Raw genomic sequence first — 12397 nt, 5'->3', positions numbered from 1 at the left:
GCGCCGTGCATCAAGGAGATGCCCGAGCTTGAAGCGCTATCGCGCGCGCGCGGACGTGGCGGTAATCGGGCTGGCCGCCGATGGCGACAACGTCTCGCGCCTGCGCCAATTTGCCAAGGCGCTGCGCGTGACCTATCCGATCGTCGCCGGCAACGACGCGCTGATGAAGGAGTTCAAGGTACAGGCCTATCCCACCACGCTGCTGTTCAACCCCGACGGCAAGCTGGTGATGACGCGCCTGGGACAGGTGACGCGCGCCGAACTGGAAGCGCAGTTACCGGCGGCCAGCGCGCGGAATTGATCTGGTTTAGGTTTTCGAAAAGACGAGGGCAAGAACGGCCGGATGTGATGGACCGCATCGCAATTTCTGCCTATGCTGAAATTGGAAACCGGGTCAGACCCGGTTACAAGCTGAATACACCACAACAGGAAAAAATTACATGGAAACGACAACAATGACCATCCCGGCCATGCAGAACGAAGCGATCGCCATCGCGGTAGCCAAGGCGATCGAATCGGTGGAGGGCGTCGACAGCGTCCACATCACGCTGGCGCATTCGCGCGCCCGCGTCGCCTTCAATGAAGTGCTGGCGGCGCCGCGCGACTTGCGCGCGGCGGTGGAGACGGCCGGCTTTGTCGTCGCCGACGACGCACCGGGGCGCAAATCGTGCTGCGGCGGCTGCGGCGGCTAAGCGCTACGCCGCCACGCCGGCCAATCGGCTGGCGCCGGCAGCACCGTGCCGCGGCATTCCCAAAGCCGATGCGCGCGCTGCCTGGCTTCTCGCACCAGCCGCACAGGACGATTCGCCGGCGGCGGCAGCCAGCGGCCGCGCTGCCGGCCCCAGCGCGCCGCATTGCGCGGCCAGGGAAAGGTCGACGATTTAGTCGGCGATGGCCACGCCACCGCGATACGCTTCATCGCTGCCGGCGCGGCGAAATACCGCGAACGGCAGGTTTCTGGATCGGGAAGTCGGTGCCCACAAAGTAGGCCGAGCCGAGCCAGCTTTGCTGGTCGGGCGCGCGCGTCTCGTTCAGTACTGAATCAGGTTTTTCCTTGTATGCGTATTAGCGGCGCGACGGGTCGAAGTTCTTTTCGAGCCCGCGCCAGCATTCGGCGTAGTTCTCTTGCAGCTGCGCCGATTCGAGCGCGTGGCGGGTCGGACGGATGACGGTCGGTGTCTCGAACATGAAGGCCATCGTGTCGCTGACGCGGTCCGGGCGGCTGGTGTCGGCGGCGCTGGCCTTGTCGAAGGTGGCGGCGTCCGGCCCGTGCCCGCTCATGCAGTTGTGCAGCGAAGCGCCGCCCGGCACGAAGCCTTCGGCCTTGGCGTCGTAGGCGCCGTGGATCAGGCCCATGAACTCGCTGGCGAAATTGCGGTGGAACCAGGGCGGACGGAAGGTGTTCTCGGCGGCGAGCCAGCGCGGCGGGAAGATCACGAAGTCGATCGTGTCGACGCCCGGCGTGTCGCTCGGCGCCTGCAGTACCAGGAAGATCGACGGATCGGGATGGTCGTAGCTGATCGATCCGATCGTGTTAAAGCGGCGCAGGTCGTACTTATAGGGCGCGTAGTTGCCGTGCCAGGCGACGACGTCGAGCGGTGAATGGGCGATGTCGGCGCGCCATAGCCCGCCCTGGAATTTGGCCACCAGTTCGAGGTCGCCTTCGAGGTCTTCGTAGCAGGCCACCGGCGTCTGGAAATCGCGCGGATTGGCCAGGCCGTTCGAGCCGATGACGCCGAGGTCGGGCAGGCGCAACAGCGCGCCGTAGTTTTCGCACACGTAGCCGCGCGCGCTGTCGCCTTCGAGCCGGACCTGGAAGCGCACGCCGCGCGGGATCACGGCGATTTCCTGCGGTTCGATGCGCAGAATGCCAAGTTCGGTCGCCAGCACCAGCGCGCCCGACTGCGGCACGATCAGCAGTTCGCCGTCCGCATTGTAGAAGTAGCGCTCCATCGAGCGGTTGGCCGCGTACACGTGGATACCGCAGCCGCTGCCCGCTTCCGGGCTGCCGTTGCCGCCCATCGTCACCAGGCCGGCGACGAAGTCGGTAGGCTCGGTGGGCATCGGCAGCGGATCCCAGCGCAGCTGGTTCGGCGACGGCGCCGGCCCGTCGAAGCGGCTGACCAGGCGGGCGCCATCGATCGGCGTGAAGTGGCCGTGCATGGCGGCCGGGCGGATGCGGTACAGCCACGAGCGGCGATTGCTGTGGCGCGGCGCGGTGAACGCGGTGCCCGACAGCTGCTCGGCGTACAAGCCGTACGGCGCGCGCTGCGGCGAATTGCGCCCTTCCGGCAGCGCGCCGGCCAGCGCTTCAGTGGCGAATTCGTTACCGAATCCGGTCTGGTAGTCCAGCGACATGATGGTTCTCCTGAGTTCACTGTCGTCAATGATAAATTACTTTCGCGTCAGCCGGGCATCGGAAGCGACGAAAGGCAGAGTCGCCCTCTGCCGTGCCGGGGTATCGGCATATACTGTTGGCACGCCAGTGAGGCGTCTGCATGGAGTCAAACGATGACACGAGTTCGCGTTGAAGGTTTCACCATCTCGCTGGACGGATACGCCGCAGGTCCGGATCAGGACCTCCAGAATCCACTCGGCGTCGGCGGTACGGAGCTGCACCAGTGGCTACGCCCGACGCGCACGTTTCAGGGAAAAGTGTTTGGCCAGGAAGGCGGCACCACCGGGGTCGACGATGTTTTCGCCGCTCGCGGCTTTCAGAACGCCGGCGCCTGGATCCTGGGAAGGAACATGTTCTCGCCGGACCGCGGCGACTGGCCGGACAAGAACTGGAAAGGCTGGTGGGGCGACAATCCGCCGTATCAAGTCCCTGCGTTCATCCTGACCCACTATGCGCGCCCTTCCATCGAGATGGAGGGCGGCACGACATTCCACTTCATCACGGGAGGCATTCGCGAGGCGCTCGACCGCGCACGCGAAGCGGCCGGCGGCAAGGACATACGGATCGGCGGCGGGGCCGACACCATTCGGCAGTATCTGCGCGAAGGCCTGATCGATGAACTGCATATTGCCATCTCACCGGTGTTGCTCGGGCGCGGCGAGCCGCTGTTCGAAGGGCTCGATTTGCGCGCGCTTGGCTACGAATGCGTGGAATCGGTAGTGTCGGAGAAGGCGACGCACATCATACTGCGGCGAAACACGTCATCTTCGTAGCCACCGAACGCAACACCGTCGTCTCCGCCATTGGCGGAGCCGACTTCCCGCGCAGGCGGGGTTTCCGACGGTATCAGCGGCCGTCGCGGCGCTTCGCGGCGAGCGAACCGGCGATCAGCATTGCCAGGATCAACGCAATCGTCGACGGTTGCGGCACCGATGCCGTGATCGAGAACTGGTTTGATCCTTGCCGGTGCCGCCTCCGTGATAATGGCTCGGCAAGTAGATCCGTTTGAGCTCGAGATCCTGGCCGATGTCCACCATCGGCAGGCCGGGAGGTGCAACGACCAGATAGCCGACGGGCGCATTGCCGGGCGCGATCTTGGCAAGCCGGATAGCTACCTCGGCATCAGCGAGCCAATCGCGGTACTGCGAAGCCGAGTGTGCCTTTTGGCAGTGCCCGACGATCGCCGCACCGTCGAGCCCCCCCAAGGGTCTCGAGAAAAGTCGCCTGGCCCACAAGCGCCAGCGCTTCTTCGTCGCCTTCGCGCGCGCGCCGTATGAATATATCGTTTTTCATGATGCGTTCAGAACGGCTGGCTAAAAGGACTGGACCGCGACGGCGATGACAAACACAAGCACTATCGCGCCGGCGATGTACAAGAAATACCTGGCTGCGGTGGCCAGCAGGATATACGCGCGGTCGGCCTCCTTGCCGGGATTGCCGCGGCGGCGCTCGCGTCCCTTCACCAGCGCGTACGCAATGAAGGCAAAGCCGAAAATGAGCAGGTACTTCATCAGCTGCGCGCCAGCCACGCGGCGATGGCGATGACGATGGCGATCACGCTGACGGCGCCAGTGGCGATCGCCTGGTACAGCGCGCGCTTGCGCAGCATGTCGATGCGTGCGATCAGTTGGGCATTCTGCTGTGCCAGCGTCGTGATGACTTCGGATGCGGCCAGCATTTGCGAATGCAGGTCGGCCAGCGCTGTCTCGGCGTGCTCCAGCCGGGCAACCATCGGGTCGGGCGCGTGCACGGCGGCGTCCACGGCCTTCACCGCATCGTGCTCAGGATTTTTTTTCCCGACCGCGTCCCACAGCCTGCGCGCCGTGCCTGCCACTTCCGGCGCGGCCTTGATGACATCGCGCCACGGGACCATCCTTAACATTCCTACCCAGCCGCCTGCCATAACTCCCCCAAAGCCCACGCAAAATTTGCCAGCAATGATACACCGGGGAGCGCCGCCAAGCTTGTCTTTACGTCACTGGCGCGACCAGTGCGAGACGCCTAGCCTTCCTTGCCGTCGATGCGTGCCTGCCACAGGAAGCGGCCGTACACCATCACAAACAGCGAAAACGCCAGCGACCAGGCCAGCGCCGCGCCAATCAGACTGAGCTCGCGCGCCTCGGCCGGGCCCAGCGCGGCGAACAGCCGCGCCACCGCGCCCAGCTGAATCAGCCAGAACATCGACGTTTCGGCGGCGCCGGCCACCAGCGCCCGCCCCGTGTGGCCAAGCGTGGTGCGCGTCATCATGCCGATGATCAGTCCGGCCATCGATCCGACCGCCAGCGCGTGGAAAGCCGCGCTCGGCGTGACCAACTGCAGCTCGGCCAGCGCCAGCAGGAAAAAGCCGACCGGTATCCACGCGTACGACAGGTGCAGGATCCACACCAGCGGCACCGCCAGCGTGCGCTGCGGCTGCCAGCCGGCCAGCCGCAGCAAGCTCGCGCAGCCGGCGGCGACCGCGAAGCCGGCAAACGCGGCCGGCGGCAACGGCAGCAGCCAGACGACGATGGCGGCCACCGTCAGGCCCAGCGCGATCTTGTCGCGTTTCGGGTTGACCAGCGGCGCGCTGCCCGGCACGCCGTTGCGGGTAAACATCGGGATCACGCGCGCGCCGATCACCGATTCGATCAGCACGATGATCAGGATCGCGGCCTGCACCGGCGTCGCCGGCGACAGCGCGATCCATCCGAGCATGGCGGCGTGGTACAGCGCGTTGGCAATTGTCAGCAGCACCAGCAGCAGCGGCAGGAACTGATTGCGCTTGTTGCCGGCGCGGCGCAGCACCCGGAACAGCAGCCAGGCGGTCAGCGGCAGGAAGGCGATGTCGATCAAGGCGCCGAGCAGCGGCGGCGCGGCCAGCAGCGCTACCCGGCCGGCCAGCCACAGCGCGGCCAGGGCGGCGAGCTGGCCGCCGCGCGCCGTCCACAGGCCGGTCCAGGCGCGCACCGCCGTCAGCAGGAAGCCGGCGATGACCGCCACCGCCATGCCGAACACCATCTCGTGCATGTGCCAGGCCAGGCCCACCCGTTGCCAGCTGATGTAACCAAAATATTGCGCCACCCAGACCGGCACGGCGACGGCGGCAAACACGGCGGCGAGCAGGTAAAACGGCCGGAATCCCAGCGCCCAGATGGGATGGGCAAACGGCGACGCCGCCACCTTGCCTGCGGCCGGGACGCTCTCGTCGATGGTGGTCAGGCTCATGGCGCACTCGCATTAAAAGAAGTATTTAACATACTACTTTCAATGCCGACTTTGCGCAAGGGTGGCAACGCACTGCAAGTTGGAGAGGGTGTTTAGCCCGGCCGCGCAGCGCGCGGATACATGCGCACCGGTTTCGCTTTTGGCGCCGTCGTCGCCAGGCCGACGAGCATGTCGGCCAAGGTTACGCTGTCGAGCACTTTCAGGTAGGCCGCGGTGGCCGCGCCCAGCACGCCCTTCAGCGAGCATGCGGCCGCATAGGCGCAGCCGACGTGGTCGGGGTCGAAGCAGACGGCCATGTAGAAATCGGTCTCGGTGCTGCGCACCACTTCGCCGATGTTGATGTCGGCCGGCTCGCGCCTGAGGCGCAGGCCGCCATTGCGCCCGCGCACCGTGTCGACGATGCCGTTCACGCCCAGCTGGTGCACCACCTTCATCAAGTGATTTTTCGAGATGCCATGCAGGTCGGCGATATCCTGGATGGTCACCAGGCGATCGCGGTTCACGCCGAGGAAAATCAGCGTGCGCAAGGCGTAGTCAGTATAGGAGGTCAGTCTCATGGCGAATCTCGTGCAGGCGTGGCACCCATACGGATGGACAGTTAAACAGTATACATTCTTATCCGGCGGCGAGCCGACGCTTTTCCAAAACCACCGGACTCGGCTATATTAAGCCCCCGGTGTCTATTTTGATCAAGAAAGGCTGCTTTGGACTATTTGACCCTCAAGCATTTCCACATGGGTTGCGCTGCCGTCAGCGGCAGCCTGTTCCTGTTGCGCGGCGTGTGGATGCTGCGCGACCCAGCGCTGCTGCAGCAGCGCTGGGTGCGCATCGCGCCGCATCTGGTCGACACGCTGCTGCTGGCCAGCGCCATCACGCTGGCCGTGTGGAGCAGCCAGTACCCGTTCGCGCAAAACTGGCTGAGCGCGAAGGTGATCGCCCTGCTCGTCTACATCGTGCTTGGCACCATCGCGCTCAAGCGCGGGCGCACCAGGGCGGTGCGCGGCGCGGCCTTCGTGGGCGCGCTCGCCACGTTTGGCTATATCGTCGCCGTGGCGCTGACCCGGCAGCCGATGCCGCTCGGTGCCTGACGGCACTCCAGATGTGTGAGGATTGTGGCAGGTCCGATGTCATCAACCTGTCATGCGCAGTCTTCAGAATGGCCAGATAACGCAGCCGGCCCTGAGGCAACCATGTTCCAGAATAAGCGACTCATCATCCTCGATGCGGACGGAACCACGATCGATGCCTACCCGGCGATCGAACGGGCGTTCGCGCTCAATGGCATGACGCTCGGGGCGGAGAAGAGCTTTCAAAAACGCCACCATCTATTCAAATACCTGGGTGGCCTGAAGGAATTCCCGTCGATTATCAAGAAAAACATGCGCCAACGCGGCCGCAAGAAAATCGTCGCGTCGCTCACCGACGTGTACCGTTCCGAGGCCAGCCTTTACCCCGGGATCGCGGAACTGATCAAATCGCTCATCGCGGCGCCGGATGTCGTCGTCGGCCTCGTCACCCGCAACATCACCAACGAGCCGCTCGAAACGCTGCGCCAGCTGTTTGCGCGCCACGACATCGATGTCGGCGAGTTCGACTTCTTTGACCACGTCCCGCTCAGCCAGGGGAAGACCGCCCAATTCCGGCTCACGCGCGAGCGCTTCGACGTCAATCCCGCACGCGCCTTCGTGTGCGGCGACGAATTCAAGGATTATCACGCGGCGATCTGCACCGGCATGCATCCGTTCATGGTGTCATACGGCTTCGAGGATCACGACCGGCTGACCGAAAAATTCGCGGTGCCAAAGGAAGTCATCTCACGCACGTCGACGGAACTGTGCGTGCGCGTAGGTCACGCACTCGATCTGCCGATCGCGCAGTAAAGCCTCGCCTGAAGCGTCCACCATTCAATACGAATATGCGAACAGCGCCGCGCTGGCGCAGGAAAAAATCCAGTAGTCGACCGGCGCACCGCACACCCAGTGCTTATGCCAAGGCACGAACCGGGCGCGAAAACGGCGCAATCCGAACGCCGGATTGATGACAAACCAGAGGAAGTCCTCGGCAATCCAGAACAGCATGATTGCCGCAATAATGCGTGCCTCCATCTGCCAGGACCCCGCCGCGGTGAAGAAGATCGGGCCATGAAAGCTGAGCGCGATGAACGGAAATACCCACGCATGGTAGCCAGTCATCGCCCGCCCGCCCCACAAGATGTCGAGCAGCCAGTGCGATTCGATTCGCCACGTTGGCAGGTTCGCCGCCCAGCCGGCATCGCCTTCGATATGAATTTCCACTTTGGCAAAAATATAGGCGAGGACCAGGACATAGCCCACCGTCAGCGCCAGCTGCAATCCCTGCCACGTCATGTGCGCAGCTCCGCAAGAACGGTGTCGAGCACCGCGCGCGCCGCTTCCGGACGACCCAGCGCCCTCGCCTTGCTGCGCATGTCTTCCAGCTTGGCCGGGTGCGCCAATAAATATCTGACCCGATATTCCAGCGTCACCATATCGAACGCTTTCAGCGCCACGCCGCGCTCGAGCAGGTAATTGGCGTTGTGTTCTTCCTGGCCGGGAATCGGTGCAATGACGATTATCGGCAAGCCCATCGCCAGCGACTCCGCCGTCGTCAGCCCGCCCGGCTTGGTCACGACCAGGTCGGAGCAAGCCATCAGCCGCTCGATATGGCTGGTGTAGCCATGCGGCGTCAGCCTGCCCGGATGGCGCGCCGCCAGCTCGCGCAGCGCGGCCAGCGTCGATGCGCTTTTCCCGGCCAGCGCAATGATCTGGAAATTGATGCGCAGCGCCAGCAGGCGTTCGGCGATTTGAAGCACGCTGCCCAAGCCTGTCCCGCCTCCCATCAGCAACACCGTCATCATCTGCGGCTGGATCCGCAGCGCGCGCGCGCAGCCGCGGCGGTCGAGCTGCTGCGAGAACGCCGGCATGATGGGGATGCCGGTGACGTGGATCGCCGCCGCGGCGATGCCGCGTTCGCGCAGCCGGAACGCGACTTCATCGTTCGGCGCAAAATAACCGGCGATGTGGTCGTGCACCCACATCTGATGCAGGTCGAAGTCGGTCACCTGCACCCAGACCGGGCAAGTGAGCGCGCCGCTGCCGCACAGCGGCGACAGCATCTCCGCCGGCAGGAAGTGGGTGCAGATGATCAGGTCCGGCCGGCGCAGCGCCACTTCGCGCAGCAAGGCGCGGCTGCTCATGCGCTCGGCCCAGCGCCGTATGTTGTGGACCCGGCCGCGCGGCCTGGCGCGATCGGTGGCCCGGTACAGACGGCGCCACAGCCCCGGCGCCCGCCCGACGAGCAGGTTGTAGACATCGGTATAGATCGAGCGCAGCAACGGCGTGACAAACTGCAGGACGTCGAGGTGGACGGCCGCCAGCTCGCCGCCGTTCATCGCCGCATACGAGCGCAGCGCTTCGGCGGCGCGGGTGTGGCCGGTACCGGCCGACGCGCTCAGCATCAGAATTATGGTGGGGGTCATGTCTGCCTCATCCGTCCACGCCACGCTTACTTCTTGCGCTTCTTGACCGGGGCGTTCTTGCGCCCGGCCCGCATCGATGGCAGCACCGCCGCTTCCAGCGCCGTTTCGGGCAGATACTTCAGCAACTGCAGGCCGGCCGTCAACAGCTCGCCCTTCTTGACGTTCATGCCGAACTCAAGGCATCGTTTCTTCAGTTCGACCAGCAAGATGATCTCGCTTTCGGGCAGGGCAAAGCTGGTGCGGATGCGCTTTTCATGCTGCTTGCGTTTGAGGGCGGTCGGACTGGCGATTGGCGTGACCGGCGTTTCAACCGTTTTAGCCCCAGCGCGACGGCGTGCCGGCGCGGCAGGCTTGTCGGCGATTGCCGGTGTTGCCGGCGTCGCCGCCGGCTTGCGTGTGGAAGCTGTCATCGTTCGTCTCCTGAGAAAATTGCATTAAAAATTCATCCTGAGTTGGATCATCAGGCGTCGATTGTCTCGACCGGTTGCAGCAGGAAGCGCCGCTCCATCATCACTTGCATGTCGTCGGCCGGCATTGGCCGCGCGATGAAGTAGCCTTGCACTTCGTTGCACTTGAGCGCGCGCAAAATGTCGAGCTGCTGTTCGGTCTCGACGCCTTCGGCCACCACCGACATTTCCAGCGCATGCGCCATCGAGACGATCGCCTGGAAGAACACCCGCCCTTCGCGCGACGTGCCAAGTTCCGCGGTGAACGCGCGGTCGACCTTCAGCACATCCATGCGCAGGCGCTGCAGCTGCGACAACGACGAATAGCCGGTGCCGAAATCGTCGACATGCAGCTTGATGCCGAGCGAGCGGATGGCGGCCAGTTCGGCGATGATTTCATCCTGGTCGCCCATCATGGCCGACTCGGTAATTTCCACCTCCAGCAGCGCGGCGGCAATGCCATGGCGGTGCAGCGCGGCCGTCAACTGATGCTTGACGCCGCCCCGCTTGAACTGCTTCGGCGACACGTTGATCGAGACCGGCACGACGCGCGCGCCGGCGCGTTGCCACGCGGCGAGCTGGGCGCACGCCATGTCGATCACCATTTCGCCGATGCGCAAGATCAAGCCGCTCGCTTCGGCCAGCGCAATGAACTCGGCCGGCGACACCATGCCCAGCAATGGATGGCGCCAGCGCAGCAGCGCTTCCATGCTGAGCAATTCGCCCGTGCGGGTATCGACGCGCGGCTGGTAGTACAAGGTGAACTGCTCGCGCTCGATCGCCTCGATCAGACCGTGCTTGAGGCGTGCCCTGGTTTTCAGCGTGGCCGACAGCGCCGGATCGAAAAAGCGGAACTGCCCCTTGCCGTCGCTCTTGCCGGCGTACATGGCAATGTCGCTGTGCTTGATCAGCGTCTCGGCATCGCTGCCGTCGCGCGGAAACACGCTGATGCCGACCGAGGCGCCGACCGCCTGTGCATCGTCGGCAATGACGAACGGGTCGTTGAACGCGGCCACGATGCGCGCGGCAATCGCCGCCACCTGCGGATCGCCATCGTACGGGTCGAGGAACACGATAAACTCGTCGCCGCCGAAGCGCACCACGTGGTCGGTCGGGCGCAGCAAGGCCGACAGGCGCCGCGCGGCCGCCTGCAGCAGCTGGTCGCCGACGGCGTGGCCCTGCGAATCGTTGACCTGCTTGAATTCATCGAGGTCGATGAACAGGATGGCAAAACCGGTGCCGGCGGCGCGTGCCTTGTCGATGGCGCGCGGCATGAACTCGAGCATCCAGTGGCGGTTCGGCAGGCCGGTAAGGCTGTCTTCGTTGGCCAGCCGTTCGAGCTGCGCTTCGTGCGCCTTGCGCTCGCTGACGTCCTGCAAGGTCACCGCCAGGCCGTTGCCAACGCGCACGATGCGGCGGTGGCCCCAGCGGATGTTGAGCCGATTGTCGCTCGGCATGCGGCGGTCGTCCTCATGGAAGCCGTGCTCCATCGCCTTGCGGTAGGTCGACAGCAGCCGCTCGCCGAACAGGCCGTTGTCGATCAGCGACAGGCGCGTGCCCACCAGTTCGCTGCGCTGCATGCCATAGAAGAAGGCGCCGCGCTCGTTGCAGTCGACGATGCGGAAGTCGACGATGTTGCCCTGGCGGTCGCGCATCGCCGCGGCCATGTAGAAGCCGTCGTTGGCGCTTTCGGTCGCGGTGCGGTAGGCATTGCGCACCTCGTCCTGTTCGCGCCGGCGCGCTGACGCGCGGGCCGAAAACGCGGCGGCCACGGAGCCGAGCAGCAGCAGGCACACACTTGCCAGTATCGCCGTGTTGCGGCCCTCCTGCCAGTACAATTGGGCGCCGGCGACGGCGTCGCGATGCGACAGGCCCACCAGGGCGACCAGCGGATAGGCGCTCGACTGGCGCCAGCCGAGCACGCGCCCGATGCCGTCGGCAAAGCCGGCGTCGCCTTGCACCAGTTGCACGCCGCTGGCGCCGCGCCAGGTGGCGTCGCTGTGCGGCAGGATCGAGGCGGCGCCGCCGTCGGCCATGGTGCCGTCGCCGCGCTGCTCGATGCGCAGGCGCGTGTCGGCGCCCACCAGCGCGACGATGCCGTGCTCGCCCAGCGCGGCCGGGCCGACAAACGACGTGAAGTAGCGCGCATCGACGACCAGCAACACCACGCCATCGAAGCCGTCGTCGGTGGTGTCGAGACGGCGCGTAAACAACACCACTTCCTGGCTGTAGGCCAGTTCACCGGGCAAGACGCCGATTCTGAGTGCGCTGGAAATGTTGTCGCGGTGATGGGCGAACAGGCGCGTATGCGCCAGGTTCGGCGCGCCGGTGGCGGCCTGCGTCGACGAGCGCACCACGCCCTGGCGGTCGACGATGCTGACGGCGACGTAGGCGCTATCGGTAAACATGCCGTCGCGCTTGAGGTCTTCGATCAGGCGCGGATTGCGCGAGTGCTCCCAGCTGTGCTTGAGCTGCATGGTGACCTGGTCCATCTGGCCGACCGAGCGGGTGACGTATTGTTCGTATGCCTTGGCGTAGGCGCCGGCATCTTTGGTGATGGCCGCGTTGGCGCGCTCCCATTCGACGTTGGCGCGGCCGATGGTGAGCGACCAGATGCTGGCGCAGGCGAGCAGCGCCAGCAGCGGCCACAGCAGGCTGCCGAGCAGGCGCGCGGTACGCTTCGCCATCATCGACATGGAGATCCTGGAACGTGCCGGTGCGCCGGCGGACAGGATGGTTTTCACGGTATGGTGGACCCAAGGTTTGCAGTTCGCGCAAGGTTGATTCCCGAACGCAACTACATTTTGCTGGGCAATTGCTTCAGCATAAAGACATGGTCATATCGGGGCCAGT

Annotated in this window: 15 protein-coding genes; 5 read left to right on the top strand and 10 right to left on the bottom strand. The window is 64.9% G+C overall.

Annotated elements, in window-relative coordinates; all coding sequences use genetic code 11:
• Positions 1-28 precede the first annotated feature (28 nt).
• Positions 29-301, top strand: coding sequence for a TlpA family protein disulfide reductase (locus ACP7DD_RS05505; protein WP_426173825.1), 273 nt, complete (start codon positions 29-31; stop codon positions 299-301).
• 139 nt (positions 302-440) lie between these two features.
• Positions 441-692 (top strand): cation transporter, encoded by a 252-nt coding sequence (locus ACP7DD_RS05500; RefSeq protein ID WP_426173697.1) that lies wholly within the window; start codon positions 441-443, stop codon positions 690-692.
• Between the two features lie 373 nt (positions 693-1065).
• Here ACP7DD_RS05500 and hmgA read toward each other — a convergent pair whose 3' ends face one another.
• On the bottom strand, positions 1066-2358 hold the full coding sequence (hmgA, locus tag ACP7DD_RS05495; protein ID WP_426173696.1) for a homogentisate 1,2-dioxygenase: 1293 nt from the start codon (positions 2356-2358) through the stop codon (positions 1066-1068).
• A gap of 153 nt (positions 2359-2511) precedes the next feature.
• Here hmgA and ACP7DD_RS05490 point away from each other — a divergent pair, with 153 nt between their 5' ends.
• Complete coding sequence (locus ACP7DD_RS05490; protein ID WP_426173695.1) at positions 2512-3171, top strand: dihydrofolate reductase family protein; 660 nt, start codon at positions 2512-2514, stop codon at positions 3169-3171.
• 129 nt (positions 3172-3300) lie between these two features.
• Here ACP7DD_RS05490 and ACP7DD_RS05485 read toward each other — a convergent pair whose 3' ends face one another.
• The 5 genes from ACP7DD_RS05485 to ACP7DD_RS05465 all read right to left on the bottom strand — a co-directional run bounded on the left by ACP7DD_RS05485 (position 3301) and on the right by ACP7DD_RS05465 (position 6159).
• Positions 3301-3603, bottom strand: coding sequence for a hypothetical protein (locus tag ACP7DD_RS05485; protein WP_426173694.1), 303 nt, complete (start codon positions 3601-3603; stop codon positions 3301-3303).
• A gap of 108 nt (positions 3604-3711) precedes the next feature.
• Positions 3712-3909 (bottom strand): hypothetical protein, encoded by a 198-nt coding sequence (locus tag ACP7DD_RS05480; protein WP_426173693.1) that lies wholly within the window; start codon positions 3907-3909, stop codon positions 3712-3714.
• Positions 3909-4271, bottom strand: coding sequence for a hypothetical protein (locus ACP7DD_RS05475; RefSeq protein ID WP_426173692.1), 363 nt, complete (start codon positions 4269-4271; stop codon positions 3909-3911). Before ACP7DD_RS05475 ends, ACP7DD_RS05480 begins: the two co-directional genes overlap by 1 nt.
• 128 nt (positions 4272-4399) lie before the next feature.
• Positions 4400-5602 (bottom strand): NnrS family protein, encoded by a 1203-nt coding sequence (locus ACP7DD_RS05470; protein ID WP_426173691.1) that lies wholly within the window; start codon positions 5600-5602, stop codon positions 4400-4402.
• Positions 5603-5694: 92 nt separating this feature from the next.
• Positions 5695-6159 carry an RrF2 family transcriptional regulator gene (locus ACP7DD_RS05465; protein WP_426173690.1) on the bottom strand — a complete coding sequence of 155 codons (465 nt, stop codon included), beginning with the start codon at positions 6157-6159 and terminating at the stop codon, positions 5695-5697.
• A 147-nt stretch (positions 6160-6306) separates the two neighbouring features.
• Here ACP7DD_RS05465 and ACP7DD_RS05460 point away from each other — a divergent pair, with 147 nt between their 5' ends.
• Both ACP7DD_RS05460 and ACP7DD_RS05455 read left to right on the top strand, forming a co-directional pair.
• Entirely contained in the window at positions 6307-6690 is a 384-nt protein-coding gene (locus ACP7DD_RS05460) for a SirB2 family protein (RefSeq protein ID WP_426173689.1), read from the top strand.
• 36 nt (positions 6691-6726) lie between these two features.
• Entirely contained in the window at positions 6727-7482 is a 756-nt protein-coding gene (locus ACP7DD_RS05455; protein ID WP_426173688.1) for an HAD family hydrolase, read from the top strand.
• Positions 7483-7506: 24 nt separating this feature from the next.
• Here the strand turns inward: ACP7DD_RS05455 and ACP7DD_RS05450 are convergent, their stop codons facing one another.
• The 4 genes from ACP7DD_RS05450 to ACP7DD_RS05435 are packed head-to-tail and all read right to left on the bottom strand — an operon-like array spanning position 7507 to position 12288.
• A complete protein-coding gene (locus ACP7DD_RS05450; RefSeq protein ID WP_426173687.1) occupies positions 7507-7968 on the bottom strand; it encodes a hypothetical protein in 462 nt (153 codons plus the stop codon).
• Complete coding sequence (locus tag ACP7DD_RS05445; protein ID WP_426173686.1) at positions 7965-9098, bottom strand: MGDG synthase family glycosyltransferase; 1134 nt, start codon at positions 9096-9098, stop codon at positions 7965-7967. Before ACP7DD_RS05445 ends, ACP7DD_RS05450 begins: the two co-directional genes overlap by 4 nt.
• Positions 9099-9124: 26 nt before the next feature.
• A complete protein-coding gene (locus tag ACP7DD_RS05440; protein ID WP_426173685.1) occupies positions 9125-9508 on the bottom strand; it encodes a hypothetical protein in 384 nt (127 codons plus the stop codon).
• Positions 9509-9558: 50 nt separating this feature from the next.
• Positions 9559-12288, bottom strand: coding sequence for a bifunctional diguanylate cyclase/phosphodiesterase (locus tag ACP7DD_RS05435; protein ID WP_426173684.1), 2730 nt, complete (start codon positions 12286-12288; stop codon positions 9559-9561).
• Positions 12289-12397: the final 109 nt, after the last annotated feature.

It is taken from the genome of Massilia sp. TWR1-2-2, from assembly GCF_049897565.1.
Classification (GTDB): domain Bacteria; phylum Pseudomonadota; class Gammaproteobacteria; order Burkholderiales; family Burkholderiaceae_D; genus JAFCUW01.
Note: the sequence above shows the minus strand (reverse complement) of the source record. Positions and strands in the feature narration are given on the sequence as shown.

Excerpts from the sequence above, each read along its gene's own strand:
- ACP7DD_RS05500 (WP_426173697.1), top strand. The coding sequence starts at position 441 with ATGGAAACGACAACAATGACCATCCCGGCCATGCAGAACGAAGCGATC.
- hmgA (WP_426173696.1), bottom strand. The coding sequence starts at position 2,358 with ATGTCGCTGGACTACCAGACCGGATTCGGTAACGAATTCGCCACTGAA.
- ACP7DD_RS05490 (WP_426173695.1), top strand. The coding sequence starts at position 2,512 with ATGACACGAGTTCGCGTTGAAGGTTTCACCATCTCGCTGGACGGATAC.
- ACP7DD_RS05480 (WP_426173693.1), bottom strand. The coding sequence starts at position 3,909 with ATGAAGTACCTGCTCATTTTCGGCTTTGCCTTCATTGCGTACGCGCTG.
- ACP7DD_RS05475 (WP_426173692.1), bottom strand. The coding sequence starts at position 4,271 with ATGGTCCCGTGGCGCGATGTCATCAAGGCCGCGCCGGAAGTGGCAGGC.
- ACP7DD_RS05470 (WP_426173691.1), bottom strand. The coding sequence starts at position 5,602 with ATGAGCCTGACCACCATCGACGAGAGCGTCCCGGCCGCAGGCAAGGTG.
- ACP7DD_RS05465 (WP_426173690.1), bottom strand. The coding sequence starts at position 6,159 with ATGAGACTGACCTCCTATACTGACTACGCCTTGCGCACGCTGATTTTC.
- ACP7DD_RS05455 (WP_426173688.1), top strand. The coding sequence starts at position 6,727 with ATGTCATCAACCTGTCATGCGCAGTCTTCAGAATGGCCAGATAACGCA.
- ACP7DD_RS05450 (WP_426173687.1), bottom strand. The coding sequence starts at position 7,968 with ATGACGTGGCAGGGATTGCAGCTGGCGCTGACGGTGGGCTATGTCCTG.
- ACP7DD_RS05445 (WP_426173686.1), bottom strand. The coding sequence starts at position 9,098 with ATGACCCCCACCATAATTCTGATGCTGAGCGCGTCGGCCGGTACCGGC.
- ACP7DD_RS05440 (WP_426173685.1), bottom strand. The coding sequence starts at position 9,508 with ATGACAGCTTCCACACGCAAGCCGGCGGCGACGCCGGCAACACCGGCA.